Raw genomic sequence first — 15,595 nt, 5'->3', positions numbered from 1 at the left:
CCTCCCCATGCCCCCGCCGACCCTCCTGTTGCAGGTCTTTCGTATGGCTCGGGCGAGCAACCAAACGGGGACTTGTGCGTGTAAGGGACGTGGAAATCGACATAGTGGCAGCGATGAGTCATGCCAGATCGAGATCGACGCCGGGCGAGCACGCGGCCGCATCGCCGGCGGCGGAGGTCCTGACCTCGCTGTTCCGCGAGCACCAGCTCGCCCTCGTCCGCACCGCGCTTCTGATCGTCGGTGACCGGGCGACGGCCGAGGACGTCGTCCAGGACGCGTTCGTCGACCTGCACCGCAGGATCGACAAGCTGACCGAACACGACCGGATGCTCCCCTACATCCGCGCCGCCGTGGTGAACAAGTGCCGGTCGGTGCTACGCCGTCGCAAGCTCGCCCTACGCGTCGGACGGACGCACGAACCTCCGGTGTGGTCGGCCGAATCGGCGGTGCTGCTCGGCGAAGACCGCCGCGAGGTCTTCCTCGCGCTGCGCCGCCTGCCCCAACGGCAACGCGAGGCGCTCATACTCCGCTACTACCTGGAGCTCGACGAGGGCGAGATCGCCGAGGCCATGGGTGTCAGCCGGGGAACCGTGAAATCCACCACCTCGCGGGCGCTCACGGCGCTCGCCAAGCGCCTCGGGGAAGAAGCATGACCAGGACCGAAGACCGCCTGCGCGCCGCCCTCGACGACGCGGCGCAGACCGTGGCGCCCGATTCGCTCGTACCGCTGACCGTTCCGCCGAGGCGCAGGTTCACCTGGATGGCCCCGCTCGCGGTCGCCGCCGCGCTGGCCCTCGTCGTCTTCGGGGTCACGACACTGATCCCCAAGCCGTCCGACGAGCCCGACAGGACGGCGTTCGCGGGAGCTCCCACCCATCTCCTCGCGATCCGCAAAGGGCAGGCCGTGGTGCTGGACGGCACCGGCCGGAAGGTCGCCGACGTTCCCGCCGCCCAAGGCCGTTACGAGGGAGTGGCCGCCACCGCCGACCGCCGGACGTTCTTCCTCGCCGCCGCGGCCGGCAAGGACGAGTACCTGCTCTACCGGGTCGAGATCGCGGCGGACGGATCACCCTCCCGGCCCCGGCCGCTGCCCGGAGGGGCGGTCCGGCTGGCCGTGCACTCGTTCGGCTCCGAGAACGGATTCGCCGCCGCCCCCGACGGCTCGAAGGTCGCCCTCGTCGGCCTGCAGAGCCACCCGCGCACCACGGCCGTCGTCATCGACGCCAGGACCGGTGCCCGCCGGACGTGGAGCGCCCCCGGCTCCGGCTGGATCAAGAGCGTGTCCTGGTCACCCGACAACCGCACCCTCGGCTTCCTGTGGTGGGACGGACAGGCCCTGACCAAGAAGGCCACCCTGCGCCTCCTGGACACCTCCCGCGACGGCACGGACCTGCTGGCCTCCCGCCCCCTGCGCACGATCGAAGTGTCCGGCCCCGGAATCCCGGCCCACGGCGAGATGAACGTCTTCACGTTCAACCCGGACGGCGAGACGCTGACGGCACAGGTCCAGGGCGCGGAATACGGACCCGACGACGTTCCAGAGTCCGCACTCGCCGGGCTCTCGGCTCGTACGGGAGAACCCACGGGTTGGACGGCCCGCCTTCCCGTCGACTCGTTCTTCGTCAAGACGGACGCCTCCGGTAACCACTTCCTCCAGGTCGACGACGGCAGGCTCGGACGTGTCGACAACGGCAGGTTCTCGTGGATCACCAAGACCCACGAGGAGTACGAAGACGCCTCGTGGTGAACCGCCGCCGCTGATCTACGAAAACCTGCATGGATCAAGGTAGATTTTCGAGGAAACGTCGGGTAGAGTTCCTGTCATCGAAGAGAAACAAGTCCATGAGACGTGGCAGAGGACGAACTGCCCGGTGAGATGGATGGCACGAGCCGGACGTGCCGGGGCCAACGCAGTGCAAGGGGCCCTGGCAGCCGGTATCGGGCCAGGCGGCCAACGGGCCGCGCGCAACATGGCACGAAGTACAGGTAGTGATGTCGAGGAAGGGAGTGTTCGGCGCCATCGGGATCGCCCGTCGCAGGCTGTGTTGACGCCGCGCGGGTACCGCAGTTCCACGGACAAGGTGGTGGTCTACGGTCACGCATTCGCGATCCCCGCGTCCCCGCTCTGGCGAGCGGCTGACGCGGAGCAGGACCGGCCGTACGGCCGGATAGATGGTGTTGTACCTCAAAAGGGGCCCCGGTGCCGCAGTTGGCACCGGGGCCCTCAGCGACTTCCCCGGCAACCACTTCCGCGACGAGCACGGAAGGGTTGATGGAACCTCACACCGCACGACCCGGCCACACCCCGGCCGGAAATCTCAAGGACCGCGCCGTCACGCTGGACGACCAGCTTGACGACAGGCTCAACGACGAGGACTACCCGGCCTACAGCATGGGCCGCGCCGCCGAGCTCCTCGATGTCACCCCCGCCTTCCTGCGCAACCTGGACGCCGCCAACCTGTTCGTCCCGCAACGATCACCCGGCGGCCACCGGCGCTACTCCCGCTACCAGCTACGCCTGGCCCAGCGCGCCCGCGACCTGGTCGACCAAGGCACCCCCCTGGACGCGGCCTGCCGCATCATCATCCTGGAAGACCAGCTCGCCGAAGCCCAACGCATCAACGCCCAACTCCGCCAACACACCGACCAACCCCCCACCTGATACGTCGTCCCAGGGCGCGGGCGGCGAGGGTCGCGCGGGCGGGGCCCAGGACGAATTCGGCCGTGCGGTAATCGGAACTGAGACTGGGATCCGAACCGGCCGCCCGGTGTGCGGCGATGCCATCACGAGCCGTACCCGCACAGCGCGATGCCTGACGAGCGGATCCTGTTGGCGTTGTGCGGCTCACGGCGCGGTCGCCTCACCCAACAGGACGGGACCCCCGTCGACGCCGACCTGCACACCGTCCTCGCCAGGTAATTCGGCCGTGCCGCTAGTCGGTCTGGCCGTGGAGCCTGGTACGTGCTGCTCGTCGGTCTGGCCCGTGGAGCCCGGGACGTGCCGCTAGTCGGTCTGGCCGGAGCCCGGTACGTGCTGCTTGTCGGTCTGGCCCGTGGAGCCCGGTACGTGCTGCTCGTCGGTCTGGCCCGTGGAGCCCGGGACGTGCCGCTTGGCCGCTGGAGCCCGGGAAACGAAGGGCGACTGTTGGATCACATCGGTCGTGCGCGCAGGATGGGCTCGGCGAGGAGGCGGGCGGCGAGCGTCTCGTCGCAGCCGACCACGGTGTACGAGAGGTCGGGGTCGCTTGACAGGCACCAGGTGCGGTCGGCGGGCCAGAGCATCGTCACGGGCTGTTCGTAGTCCCAGCGGGCCTCCCATGCGGTGTACACCAGGTCCTGGAGGGGGCCGGCGACGAGGAGGTAGGCGATGTGCCCGCTTGCCCGTTCGGCCAGATCGTCGAGCGACGAGTCGCCGGGGCTGTCGGCGGACACGGCGTTGTCTGGCGGCGACGCCGGACCGGGACCGGTGGAAGTGATGAGGAGTTCGGTGCCGGAGCCAGGGTCAGCGTCATAGGACGCCAGGCAGGCAGGGGCGCCGGGGCCGGTGGTCGTGAGGAGGATCCGGTCGAGGACGGTCTTCTGCGTGTCCGACGGGTGTCCTTCGGCTGAGGACGGCCCATGGAAGGGCGCCGTCAGGCCGCTTGTGGCCGGTTCGGCGCCGGGATGAAGCACCGCGATCGTACGTTCGTAGGCCGCCGGCAGCGGAGGGCCGTCAGCCTGTTCGGCCGAGGCAGCGACCCAGGCGGCGAACCAGGCGAGCTGATCCGGGGCGATGCGTTCGATCATGAGACAAACCTATATTGCCCCAGGGCCGACCGCATTCTCGGATTGTGAGACGGTGAGGGCGGTCGCGGAGGGCGTTTTGCTGCCTGACGTGCACAAAGCCCTATAGAACGGGCGATTGACGAAAATTATCTCGTTCGCTGTGCTTCGTGTCGATACAGTGCGTTATGCCCCGCGGCCATGTCGGCTATCGTGCCCCCGTCCCGCGACGAGGTAGCGGGGGTGGCTGAGGGAAGGCTGGATCTGTCGACGCAACCGATGTGCCGTGACAACTTACATCCCGCCCTCATGGTAATTGGTCTCATCATTTGAGAATGTGGTCAGCTCCTGATATTTTCCCCCATGACTGCCCCTACGCAGCAGGAGGCAAGATGAAGAAGCTATTGAGGATGACCTGCTTTTCCACGGCCCTCGCGATTAGCGCAGCCTCGTTCTCTCCATCACCCGTCCACGCCAGCCCCGGCTCTCCGGCCGCGCCCGTCGCTGGAAGCCTCGGCGCGGAAGTGTCTCAGGGCTCCGCCGTCGATGACGAGACCTTCACTATCACGGCCCAGTCGACCGGGGCGAGCCTCCAGGGCGGCGCCGCCGCGAGAATCACCTGCACGGGCTCGTTCAAGGGCAACAGGCCCTATGACTCTCCGCATCCCGGGGCGAGCTCGAAGAAGCGGAAGATCAACGCACACCTGTCGGTCACCTGCACCGGCGTGGGTGCCGGAGCGACGCTCGTCACGGTCAGTTCACGGATGACCGATGGCCGCCGAGCGGGCAAGGCGAGCACGGGCAGAGGCTTCCGCAAGGCCCGGACCGGCGGCGACCTCGCCTGTGTGTCGAGCAAGCGCGCCTATCGGGCCTTGGGCCTCGTGATCATCAAGTTCCCCCCGCGGTACAGCCCTCCGTCAGCGAGAGCGACCCCACGCAGCATCGCCAAGGCCTTCAAGAAGAACAGGAAGGGAATCTGCGTCAAACCCTGACTGAGCATTAAATGAGGCTTACCCGAAACCCCTATCCCATACGTCCATAGTGGCGCACTGACCTGCGGAAGCGCTAGTCGGTGGGGGTTTTGGGTAAGCCTTAATGCTGGAATGTCTTGTGAACGGGTTATACCGGCACTCGATTCACTCAAAGATTCGAGTTGCGTCGCGCCCCGAATTGACGCTATGACGGCGTTGCTGAGCGCCTGGCCCGACCGCCGTTAGATTTCTCTCTACGTTCGATGGCCCTGGCGCTTTGCCACCAGTTGCGTCCTTTGTCATCAGTGGGCGATCTGGGGAGCTGTCCAGCGAACACCCGGGACCTAGCGGTCAACAACCGCAGGTCCCGGCAGCCGGACCGTGCGGTACGTGCCCGGTACGGCTGCTAGGCAGCGTGTTCCATGGCTACGTGAGCCTGGGGGCCGCCGGTGCGTTCAGCAACAGTCGACGCCTCGTGGTCCAAGGCGCTGGACATGGCTTGAGGTTGGACGAGAGCCGGATGCGCGAGGCCGATGAGGCGTGGGTCCGAGTGGCGGTTCGACCTGACTTGCTGCCGCTCGGTGTTCCCGTCGCACCGCGAGGCCCCCTAGAACCACCAGTCGAGCCAGTCCAGCATCGCGATGGCAGCAAGAGCAGCGGCCAGGCCGGCTATGTCGCCCCAGACCACGCCCTTGCGCACGGCTTGAATGACGACGAGCACGAGCGCCAGTGCCCCAAGAACAAAGAAGCCGTTGCCAGCCCACGCCCACAAGCCCTGGTCAGAGACCCAGTGCAGCCCACGGCCGATCAACCCGGGGATCAAGCAGAGCGTGAGCTCGAAGATGCCGACCCGTTCATCGACATCCTCCTCGGACGGCTCGAATGTCATGACCTCAGCCAACCGCGTCGGCACCCCAAGAACCTCCTGCAGACGGACGGATTCGCTCTCAATCCTGAGATTGAGACGCCATCAGCCTGGTGCGGTCGTGTCACGAGATCGGGACACGGCCATGACGTGGCCAAGACGGCCGTGGAATGGACTTGTGTTGCCTGGCCCGCGGAGGGCCACAACAAAGGAGTTGTCTTATTAAGAAGCTGCGAGTTCCGGCGGCCTCAGCCGCACACCACCGCATCAGCGGACGAGCAAGCAAGCTGGCGGCGATCGGGGTGGCCGCTGCCGTCTCGGCCACTCTCGTCAACGCCCCCTCGGCCTCGGCCTCGGCCTCCGCTTCACCGTCGACCGCGCGGGCAGATGCGCCCGCCGCGGCTGCCGCGCCGGTCAGGGAGAAGTGCAAGACCGTTCCCGAGGGCTTCTTCTGCGTCGGGGTACGGCCAGGGAAGAACAAGAAGTACGGCGCCGTGACCGCCCACTACGTCAAGCTCAAGGGCCGCATGCGCCTCGTCGCGTACTACATGCGCCGACCTGGCAAGAAGTACGCGCACATGCGCACGTTGGCCGTGAAGCCCGGCTCGCAATCAGAGGTCGGCGGGATCGAGCGGCTCAAGCGCGGTTGCTATCAGGCGCTGCTCGTTCTCGGCAAGCGCAACTACTCGACCGGATGCCTGCAGTACCGGGGCTACTGATCAACTGACGCCGTGGTTCGGCGGGCGGGTGGGCTGGCTCCCCGCCGATCGCACCGCCTCACTGCCCGGTGGCTCCGGGACGTCGGCCCGAGTCCATCCGGACTCGGGCCGACGCGCACGATACGCCGGAACGGCGAGCGACGGGCAGATTCGCGGCGAACCGCTCCGCTGGTCGGCGGGGAATGTCCTCCTGACCGGGCTGAATTCCTGTCATCTCCGCGCCCAAGGACTGACTCATGCCGATGAGAAGCTGATCAACGGCATGAGGACGGGATGTCTCAAGTACTTACAGCTGCCTGCCGGTGACGCTTGTCCTGGCTTCTGTGCTAGCTGAGATCCCGGACGCTCACGAATCCCAGTGTGGTGAGGCCTTCGGATAGGTACAGGCGTTCGGAGGCCGCGTTTGCTCGGGCTTGGAGCACTTTATTGGCGGCGCCGTTCTGGTGGGCCCCAGGCCATGGCCACGGCCTCGAACAGGTCCGCAGAGAGGGCTTGGGGACGTACGGGCCCAGAGTTGGAACGTATGGCGTCTGTACCACTGGGTTCAGCCAGTCCCACTGGAAACGCATGCCCGCAAGCGCAACCATGACCCGCAATGCGACGCCCCGACCCGCAATGCGACGCCCCGACCCGCAATGCGACGCCCCGACCCGGTAAGCGCCGGGGCCGGCTTGGTCGGGCGGCCCCACAGTCAGAGCGCGCTCGGCGCTCGTTTGTGAACCCTGCTGAGGGCCCAACCAGACTGCGACCAGGTCAGATCACCGGGCCACACCGCCCACACTCAAGATCAACGGTCCAGACGCAGTCGCTTTATCTTGTTCTCCTAGTACGTCCGTTCGATCTGGATGCGGAGGAAGTAGCGGTGCGCCCCGAGCGCCCCGGTCGCTGAGCGCCGTGAGGTCGACGGCCAGGTACTCCGCGAACGCGGTGTGGACGGCGGGCTCGGAAGCCTTGTTGCGTTCCGCGTCGCCGAGCGGCGAAGACGGGCATTGACGGGTGGATCATTGCGAGGAGACAGGCGCCCTCACGCACGCGGGCGGCGGTCACCTCGGCGGAACGTGCGGTTCTGGTCACGTCCGGCCTCGGCTCTGCTCTCAGTTCCCGCACACCACGTGAAAGCAGTCGCCGACCAGCATGTCTTCAATGTCTCGTTGTGACACCAACGAGGGCGCCACGGCGGGATCACACGACGATCACCGATCGCCCGAACCCCATCTCGTGCTGCTCGGCTTGGTGGTTGCTCATCCCGGATGAACGTTGTGAGCGGGTCTTCCGTGTTCGCCGCGGTCGCGCTGCGCGGCGTCCCCCGTCCTGCCGCCGCGCCCGTCGGCACCGGAAAGGTCGCCGGGCCCGCGTGAAAGCGATCCGGGGGGCGAGCGAAGTAGAAGTGATGACCATCCTCTTGGAGGTGCCCATGCCGGACCCAACGGAAAGGGCGGCAGCGTGACCGCTCCACCCGACACGGCCCCGACGGACGCGGAACTGCTCGCCGCGTCCGTCCGCGACACCGACCGCTTCACCGCCGTCTACGACCGGCATTACGCCGATGTCCACCGCTACGTCGCCGGTCGCCTCGGCCCGCAGACGGCCGACGACGTTGTGGCCGAGACCTTCCTCGCCGCGTTCCGCGGCCGTGCCGCCTTCGACCCGTCCCGCGGGTCCGTCCGGCCCTGGCTGTTCGGCATCGCGACCAATCTCATCGCCCAGCACCGCCGCACCGAGACCCGCCGCTACCAGGTGCTCGCGCAGGTCGGCGTGGACCGCCACCCCGGCGGCCACGACGACCGGGTCGCGGCCTCGGTGTCGGCCGAACGGCTCCAGCCGTCGCTGGCCCGCGCGCTCGCCGCGTTGGCCCCCAAGGACCGCGACGTCGTGCTGCTCAAGGCCCTTGCCCAGCTCACCCACGAGGAGATCGCCGACGTCCTCGGCATCCCGTACGGCACCGTCGGCTCCCGCCTGAACCGGGCGCGCAAGAAGCTGCGCGCCGCTTTGCCCGCGCACACGGAAGGACTGTGACCATGGACGAATTCCAAATGATCGCCACGATGCTGGATGAGCCGCCCACGCCGGAGAGCGAGGCCGCCGTTCGCCATCGCCTCCTCAACGGGGTGCGCGAGCCGGAGCGGCCGGCGCGCCGCGCCTGGCGGCGTCCCGCACTGTGGAGCGGCTTCGGCCTGGCCGCCACAGCCGCCGTCGTCACGGGGGCCGTCGTCCTGTCGTCTGGGACCACCCCGCGCGCGCCCGATTCCGACCCCGGGCCCGCCGCCGCGCAGCCGATGTCGGCCAAGACCGTGCTGCTCGCCGCCGCCGAGCACGCGGAGGCCGCACCGGCGACCGGCAAGTACTGGCACGTCCTGACGGTGCAGTCGAGCGCCTTCTGGAACGAGCCGGGAGACTACTGGATGCTCGGGCGGCAGCTGATCGGGGTGTGGAGCCGACCTGACGGCCGGTCCTGGACTGGACACCGGGGACTCGGCGGCGTGCCCATGACCGCCAAGGACGCGCCCGCCTTCCGGCGGGACGGCTCGCCCGACCCGAACCCGATCTCGCCCGTGCTCATCAAGGAGACCGGGACGAAGACCTTCCTGGTCTGCGACAGGGAGATGACGTTCAAGCAGGTCCAGGCGCTGCCAACCGAGCCCGGCAAGCTGAAGAGCGCTCTGAAGCGGGCGATCCCGCGCAACCATCGCACCGCGGGCGACACCGCGGACGAGGTCTTGAAGAACTGCGTGACCGACCTGCTCAGCTTCGTCCCCGCAACGCCGAAGGTGCGCGCCGCCGCCTACCGGATGCTCGCCGCCATGCCCGGGGTCACCGCCATGGGCGAGGTCACCGACGAGCGCGGCCGCAAGGGATTCGGGCTGCACGTTCGGGTCATGCGCCGCGTCGCCGACACCGTGATCATCGACCCGCGTTCCTCGCTCGTGCTGAGCACCTCGCGCACCGTTCCCAGCGTTCCCGGCAAGGTCGACAAGGTGCTGTACCTTCAGGCCGGCTGGACCGACAGCGACCCGAGGATCCCCACCCTCCCCTAAAGCGTGAACGTGAACGGTTCGTCGGCCGTTCACGTTCGAGCACCGGCACGAAAGGGGCCCCGCCGCTCGGGCGGGGCCCTTCACAATTCGCGCGTACACCAGGTTCCTGCACATCGCGCGAGGGGCCGTGCGCGCAACGCTCACTGCGGTTCGTCCGGGGTTCATCCGATCCTCACCAGGCTACGGTGGAGATGTTGACCTGTTGCCCGACCGGTGGCGGGCAACGAAAAGACGGGTCAACCCGGGGCGAAACGGGTGAGGCGATGACGTTCGGAGAGACGCTGCGTCAGCTCATGGCCGAGCGGGAGATCAGCCTGCGCAAGCTCGCCAAAGCGGTGCCCTGCGACCCCGGCCACCTGTCGCGGATATCCAACGACCGCAAGCCCCCGTCTCCCGAGCTCGCCCAGCGGCTTGACGAGCTGCTCGGAGCCGGGGGCGCGCTGGTGATGGCGTCACGGCTTCGGAAGGCGACGAACGGGGATCTGACTCCGGAGGACGAGGAACGCCTCCTCTTGGCTGCCAGGAAGCCGACCCGTGCCGACATGACCGTGGTGGACAACCTGGCGACCATTCTCTCCGCGCAACGCCGGACGGAGGACGTCGTCGGCTCTGCCCCGCTCATCGAGCCGGTGCGCGCGCAGGTGCGTGCTGTGGCGGAGATGGTGAAGGAGGCGCGCGGTCCGATGCGGGCGCCGCTGCTCGACGTCGGCGCGCAATGGTCGCAGTTCGCCGGCTGGCTGCACGCGAACGTGGGCCGCCCCGACCGGGCGCTCGGCTACCTCGGCATGACGCTGGAGTGGGCGAGCGAGCGCGGTGACCGGGCCATGGTCGGTGCGGTCATGTCATGGCGCGGGTACGTCGCCGAACGGGCCGGGCAGATCGGACCCCTGATCGGCCTGTCCCAGGCAGGCCAGCGGCTCCGCGACTCCGTGGGACGGGTGTACGACCTCTACCAGGAATCCCGGGGCCATGCCCTGCTGGGTGACGCCGACGAAGTCGATCGGCTCACCAGCCTCGCCGCCGAGGAGGCCGAGGGGCAGCGGCCCGAGAACGGACGCCCCTGGGAGTATTACTACTTCGCGCCCGGGTTCTTCACCATGGAGCACGGCGTGGCCTACCGGATTCTCGGTCGCACCGATCCGAGCCGCAACGCCGAGGCCGTCGAGTTCCTGACTCGGGGCTTGGGTGAGCTTCCGGCGGAGATGCGGGAGTCGGAGTGGGCGGGGGAGTTCGTTTACCAGCTCGGTCGTGCGTACCTGCAGGCGCGCGAGCGGGAGGAGGCCGGGCGCTTGGCCGTCGAGCTGGCCGGGCTGGCCGAACGGATCGGGTCCGAGCGCATCGCGCGGCAGGCCGCCGCGCTTCACGCGTGACTCTTCGCCTCATTCCCTTGCGGCGACCTTCGACCCTCCACCCGCTTCGCCGCGGCCGGGCACGTTGGGCCGGGCGATCGCGGGCGCTCTGGACGACGCCGGACTCGCGCCCGAACAGATAGGCGTGGTCCTCGTCGACGGCCGACCCGACCTGGACGTCGCCTGCGCTCTCTTGATCATGCGCCACGGCCTCATTCCCGGCGTGCCCTACCAGCCCGACCTGCCACCGGCGTACGACCTCGATCTGGTCACCGGAGAGCCCAGACCGGCGGATGTCCGGCACGCGCTCGTGATCGCACGCGGCCACGGCGGATTCAACGCGGCACTGGTCGTCAGCACCGTGAAGAGAGAGGCGCGGTGACGATGAGGGCGAGGCGCCGGACGGTCAGGTGATGACTGAGATTCGGTCGGCGGGTAGTTCCAGCCACACTGTGGCTCCCGGGTCGGCGGTCAGGTGGGGGTCCTGGCGTGTGACCCAGGTCGAGTCGCCGACGCGGACGTGGCAGTCGACGCATTCGCCGACGAACATCACCCGCTCCACCTCGCCCTTGACGACGTTCGGTATCGCCGGTTCGGAGAGGTGCAGCCGTACGGCTTCGGGGCGTACCGCCAGGAGTACGTCTTCGCCTGGCGACGTGCCCGGGTCGGAGGTGACGTCGAACGAGCCGGTCGGGGTATCGATGCGCCCGGCGGCCGCGCGGGTGCCCTCCAGGAAGTTGGTGGTGCCCACGAAGTCGGCCACGAAGCGGGTCGCCGGGCGCTGGTAGACCTCGCGGGGCGTTCCCTCTTGGACGATCTTTCCGGCCTGCATGACGGCGATCCGGGTGGACATGCTGAGTGCCTCGTCCTGGTCGTGCGTGACGAAGAGGGTGGTGATGCCGAGCTCCTGCTGGAGGCTCGCCAGCTCCGCCCGCATCGCCTGCCGCAGCTTGGCGTCCAGGTTGGACAGCGGCTCGTCCAGCAGGAGGAGCTTGGGGCGGCGGACGAGGGCGCGTGCCAGGGCGAGCCGCTGCTGCTGGCCGCCGGACAGCTGCGTCGCCATCCGGCCCTCGTAGCCCGGGAGGTGAACGGCCGCGAGCGCGTCCTCGACCCGCTTCTTGATCTCCTTCTTCGGGACCTTCGCCACCTGGAGGGGGAACGCGGCGTTGTCGAAGACGTTCATGTGCGGCCAGATGCCGTAGCTCTGGAACACCATGCCGATGTCGCGGCGGTTGGGAGGGACGAAGCGGCCCGTGTCGGTCACCACGGTGCCGTCGATGACGATGCGGCCCGCGTCCGGGCGTTCGAGCCCGGCGACGGCGCGCAGCGTCGAGGTCTTGCCGCAGCCGGACGGGCCGAGCAGCGTGTAGACCTCGCCCTCGCGGATCTCGAAGCCGACGTCGTCGACGGCCTGCACGGTGGTGCCGCGGTCGGCGAACCCCTTGCGCAGCCCCGCGACCGCGAGCGGTGTGCCCGTCATGAGATCGCCTTTCCTTCGTTCTTACGCGTGAGCAGGAGGAACAGCACGACGACCGGGGTCATGAAACCGATCATCAGCAGGGTGAGGGCCGAGGACGCGCCCACCTGGCCGGTACTGAAGAGCGTCCAGGACGCCACCGAGAGCGTCAGGGTGTCCTGGCCGCCGATGAGCGTCGGCACGGTCAGGTCGCGCAGGGTGAGCAGCGCCAGCCACAGCCACGTGTACGTCAGCACCGGGCGCAGCAGCGGCAGCGTGATCCGGCGGACGGCCGTCCAGGTGGACGCGCCCGACATCGCGGCGGCCTCCTCCAGCTCGACGTGGATCTGCAGGAGCCCGGCGTTGAACATGCGGGTGCCGAACGCGAGCTGGATGAGCGCGGTCACCACGACCAGCAGCGTCAGCGTGCCGTACAGCCCGTACCAGCCCTCGGTCCAGTACAGCGCGGCGATCATGGCGCCGAACGCGAAGACCGTGCTCGGCACGGCCTGCGGCAGGAACGCCACCAGGTCGTACACGTACCGGTGACGGGCCCGCGACCGGACCACGACGAACGCGAACGCCAGGCTCATCAGCACCGCCAGCGTCGGCGCGAGCACCATGAGCTTCGCCGACGTCTCCAGGCCGCGCCCGACGAACGACCAGTCCAGGTGCCGGTAGTTGTCGAGCGACACCACCTCGAACGCCGTGGCCGACGGCTTCTGGACGAACGGCAGCAGCGAGATCCAGACGACCATCAGCATCGGCAGCACGATCGACCAGAGGAAGTAGCCGCCGACCAGCAGCCACGCCGCCCACCGCCAGCGGCCCAGCTGGATGCGGGCCGGCCGGTGGCCCTTGCCGGCCACGACCTGGTACTTGCGGCCCGAACGCAGCGTCCGCTGGTACCAGAGGCTGAACGCCAGCCCGAGCAGGATCATCACGCCGCTGAACGCCGCGGGCACCCCGTACTCCGGCTGCCCGGCGGACGGGTTGGTCGCCACGTAGAGATAGCTGCTGAAGACGTAGATCCGGTTCGACAGACCCATGATCAGCGGGATGTCCAGCGACGAGATCGCGATCGTGCCCGCGAAGAGCGCCGCGCCCAGCAGGCTGGGGTAGATCAGCGGCAGCGTCACCCGGCGCAGCACCGTCCACGGCCCGGCGCCGGACGCCCGCGCGGCCTCCTCCAGCGACCCGTCCAGAGCGCGCAGGCCGCTCGACACCATCGTGAAGACCAGCGCCGACAGCGCGAGCCCCTCGACGAAGCCCATGCCGACCAGCGACACGATGTTCACCGGGGCCTTCGACAGCCCGAACGCCTCCATGAGCCACTGGTTGATCGCGCCGATGCGCGGATGGAACAGGAAGATCCAGCCCATCGCGGTGAAGAAGCCGGGGATGAGGATGCGCAGCACCATCACCGTGCCGAGCGTCCGGCCCCAGCCGAAGTCGGTGCGTTCCACCAGCAGCGCGATCGCGGTGCCGAAGAACAGCGCCACGACAAGGGTCACGGCGACGTAGACGACGGTGTTCTGCACGACGTCCCACACCTGGGCGTCGCCGAAGAGCGCCCGGTGGTTGCCCAGGGTAAACGCGCCGTCCGGCGAACCCTGCGTGCGGAAGCCGAGGTAGACCACGAGCGCGAGCAGTCCCGCCACGCACAGCGCGGGCACGCTGATCAGGGCCGCGAGCACGCCCGTGGCGGTCGGCCTCCGCCGCGGCGCCCGCGATGCCTCGGCCGTGGTGAGGTCGTCCGGACGGGTCTTGAGCTGGGTCATTTGGCCGTCAGGAGTTTGATCAGCTCACCCTTGAACCTGGGGTTGTAGAGCTCGGGATGGGCGAGGGTGAACTCGTAGTCGACCCGCGTGAACCGCACCCCCTGCCCCTCGAACTCGGCGAGCTGCTTGGCGGTCTGGCTGCCGGCAATGCGGCGGTTGTCGGCGAAGTCGTGCTTGAAGACGACCTTCTGGGCCTCCGGCGTCAGCAGCCAGGTGACCCACAGCTTCGCGGCGTTCGGGTGCCGGGCGTTCTTGGGAACGGCGACGTAGCGGGTGGAGGTGATCGCGGCGTCCTTGAGCACCGCCGTCTTCAGCGGCGCGCCCTGCGCGGCGAACACGTCGGCGATGTTCTTGCCGCACGAGATCCACATCGCGGCGAACTCGCCCGACGCGATGCGGTTGAGCTCGCCGCAGCCGAGGAAGCCCGCGGCCTTGAAGTTGCCCAGGTACGTGCGCAGGCCGGCCGCGCCCATGCCCTCCTTGGCGCCGAGCACGTTGAACTGCGCCGCGTACGGGGTGCTGGCGACCGGCTTGCCGACCTTGAGCACGTCCTGCGCCGTAGTTGGCGGTTGGTCGAGCTGGGTGGTGTTGTAGGTGAAGCCGGGAATCAAGTCCACGAACGTCAGCGCGGTGCTGTCGGAATTCGCCAGTCCCTTGGTCCACGGCGCGAACTTGGCCCAGTCGACCTTCTCCAGCACGTCGTCGCGCTTGGACCCGAGGCCGAGGACGAGCTCGGGGCTGCCGAGGTAGGCGTCGGTCGAGGCGGGCGACTTGGCCTTGTACTCCTGCGACAGCTTGGCCGCGTTGCCGGGCTGGTTCTGGTTCGGGGTCAGCGTGATCTTGATGTCCAGCCCGTACGCCTGCTTGAACGTGTCGATCAGGACCTTGCCGGTGTCGCGCCCGTCGAAGCCCCAGTTGAGGTCGAGCGCGCCCTCCTTCTTGGCGGCCGCGACCAGTTCGGCGAGCGCCGGGTTGGCGGCCAGGCGCTGCTTGGCGGCGTCGGCGGCCTGGGTGGCGGCGACCTTGTCACCGCCGTCCGACCCGCAGCCGGCCGTGGCCGCCGCGATCAGTGCCCCCAGTGTCACGGCCGTGATGACGGGCCGCGACCTCAGCCGCCCGGGCCTGCCCAGTTGGAGCCTCATCCGAACCCTCCTCCTCGGAACTGTCCCGTTTTGCGGGACAGTAGTCCTGAATTATGCAACTGAGGTGGAGTCAGGACAAGGGGTCCGGGGGGTTGTCCTGTGATGGGCGACACAGTTCCTAACATACGAGACACCGCTCTGAGCTGGGAAGACGTGCTTCACCGGGGCCTGCGAAAAGACGTGCCCGGAGGGACAAAAAACAGCGGCCTCGGAGACGCTTCGAGGCCGCTGTACGCGGAATCATGGCCTTACAGACCCCAGCCCGTCACACCGTAACCAGCGGCCCGTCCGATCAGGACGCAACCACAGCGGCCCGTCCGACCGGGACGTGACGACGGCGAGACGGGTCGGTCGGGACGTGACGACAGCGGATCGTTCGGGACGTGACGACCGCGGGCTGTTGGGTCGGGACGTGACGGCGGCGGGTTGTCGGTCGGGACGTGACCACGAGCGAGCGGTCCGGTCGGAACGCGACGACGACGAGATGGTCGGTCGGGACGTGACGACGGCGGGCC

14 protein-coding genes are annotated in these 15,595 nt (G+C 68.5%); 9 read left to right on the top strand and 5 right to left on the bottom strand.

Going from position 1 to position 15,595, the window contains the following annotated elements:
• Positions 1-113 precede the first annotated feature (113 nt).
• The 3 genes from ABD333_RS43825 to ABD333_RS43815 all read left to right on the top strand — a co-directional run bounded on the left by ABD333_RS43825 (position 114) and on the right by ABD333_RS43815 (position 2,662).
• Positions 114-653 carry a SigE family RNA polymerase sigma factor gene (locus ABD333_RS43825; protein ID WP_344548670.1) on the top strand — a complete coding sequence of 180 codons (540 nt, stop codon included), beginning with the start codon at positions 114-116 and terminating at the stop codon, positions 651-653.
• Positions 650-1,747 (top strand): WD40 repeat domain-containing protein, encoded by a 1,098-nt coding sequence (locus ABD333_RS43820; RefSeq protein ID WP_344548668.1) that lies wholly within the window; start codon positions 650-652, stop codon positions 1,745-1,747. Before ABD333_RS43825 ends, ABD333_RS43820 begins: the two co-directional genes overlap by 4 nt.
• 645 nt (positions 1,748-2,392) lie before the next feature.
• A complete protein-coding gene (locus tag ABD333_RS43815; RefSeq protein WP_344548766.1) occupies positions 2,393-2,662 on the top strand; it encodes a MerR family transcriptional regulator in 270 nt (89 codons plus the stop codon).
• Positions 2,663-3,150: 488 nt separating this feature from the next.
• Here ABD333_RS43815 and ABD333_RS43810 read toward each other — a convergent pair whose 3' ends face one another.
• The gene (locus ABD333_RS43810; protein WP_344548666.1) at positions 3,151-3,786 is read right to left on the bottom strand and encodes a hypothetical protein; all 636 of its coding nucleotides are present in this window, start codon (positions 3,784-3,786) and stop codon (positions 3,151-3,153) included.
• Positions 3,787-4,154: 368 nt separating this feature from the next.
• Between ABD333_RS43810 and ABD333_RS43805 the strand changes: the two genes are divergently transcribed.
• Positions 4,155-4,754 carry a hypothetical protein gene (locus ABD333_RS43805; RefSeq protein WP_344548664.1) on the top strand — a complete coding sequence of 200 codons (600 nt, stop codon included), beginning with the start codon at positions 4,155-4,157 and terminating at the stop codon, positions 4,752-4,754.
• A gap of 586 nt (positions 4,755-5,340) precedes the next feature.
• On the opposite strand, the gene ABD333_RS43800 is transcribed toward ABD333_RS43805, so the two are convergent.
• The gene (locus tag ABD333_RS43800) at positions 5,341-5,622 is read right to left on the bottom strand and encodes a hypothetical protein (RefSeq protein ID WP_344548662.1); all 282 of its coding nucleotides are present in this window, start codon (positions 5,620-5,622) and stop codon (positions 5,341-5,343) included.
• Positions 5,623-5,900: 278 nt separating this feature from the next.
• On the opposite strand from ABD333_RS43800, the gene ABD333_RS43795 reads away from it, so the two are divergent.
• The 5 genes from ABD333_RS43795 (at position 5,901) to ABD333_RS43775 (ending at position 11,083) form a co-directional block, all read left to right on the top strand.
• Positions 5,901-6,317 carry a hypothetical protein gene (locus tag ABD333_RS43795; protein WP_344548660.1) on the top strand — a complete coding sequence of 139 codons (417 nt, stop codon included), beginning with the start codon at positions 5,901-5,903 and terminating at the stop codon, positions 6,315-6,317.
• Between the two features lie 1,443 nt (positions 6,318-7,760).
• Positions 7,761-8,333 (top strand): RNA polymerase sigma factor, encoded by a 573-nt coding sequence (locus tag ABD333_RS43790; protein WP_344548658.1) that lies wholly within the window; start codon positions 7,761-7,763, stop codon positions 8,331-8,333.
• 2 nt (positions 8,334-8,335) lie between these two features.
• Positions 8,336-9,352: a CU044_5270 family protein gene (locus tag ABD333_RS43785; RefSeq protein WP_344548656.1), complete on the top strand. Its 1,017-nt coding sequence runs from the start codon at positions 8,336-8,338 to the stop codon at positions 9,350-9,352.
• 263 nt (positions 9,353-9,615) lie between these two features.
• On the top strand, positions 9,616-10,722 hold the full coding sequence (locus ABD333_RS43780; RefSeq protein WP_344548654.1) for a helix-turn-helix domain-containing protein: 1,107 nt from the start codon (positions 9,616-9,618) through the stop codon (positions 10,720-10,722).
• Between the two features lie 64 nt (positions 10,723-10,786).
• Positions 10,787-11,083, top strand: coding sequence for a beta-ketoacyl-[acyl-carrier-protein] synthase family protein (locus tag ABD333_RS43775; RefSeq protein ID WP_344548651.1), 297 nt, complete (start codon positions 10,787-10,789; stop codon positions 11,081-11,083).
• Between the two features lie 24 nt (positions 11,084-11,107).
• On the opposite strand, the gene ABD333_RS43770 is transcribed toward ABD333_RS43775, so the two are convergent.
• From ABD333_RS43770 to ABD333_RS43760, 3 genes are read right to left on the bottom strand one after another with little or no spacing between them, the layout of a single operon-like run.
• Positions 11,108-12,181: an ABC transporter ATP-binding protein gene (locus tag ABD333_RS43770; protein WP_344548649.1), complete on the bottom strand. Its 1,074-nt coding sequence runs from the start codon at positions 12,179-12,181 to the stop codon at positions 11,108-11,110.
• Positions 12,178-13,938, bottom strand: a complete 1,761-nt coding sequence (locus tag ABD333_RS43765) for an ABC transporter permease (protein WP_344548647.1) — start codon at positions 13,936-13,938, stop codon at positions 12,178-12,180. The genes ABD333_RS43770 and ABD333_RS43765 overlap by 4 nt, the downstream gene beginning before the upstream one ends.
• On the bottom strand, positions 13,935-15,080 hold the full coding sequence (locus tag ABD333_RS43760) for an ABC transporter substrate-binding protein (RefSeq protein ID WP_344548645.1): 1,146 nt from the start codon (positions 15,078-15,080) through the stop codon (positions 13,935-13,937). The genes ABD333_RS43765 and ABD333_RS43760 overlap by 4 nt, the downstream gene beginning before the upstream one ends.
• Between the last annotated feature and the right edge of the window lie 515 nt (positions 15,081-15,595).

The organism is Actinomadura fulvescens (assembly GCF_039533225.1).
Taxonomy (GTDB): Bacteria; Actinomycetota; Actinomycetes; order Streptosporangiales; family Streptosporangiaceae; genus Spirillospora; species Spirillospora fulvescens.
Note: the sequence above shows the minus strand (reverse complement) of the source record. Positions and strands in the feature narration are given on the sequence as shown.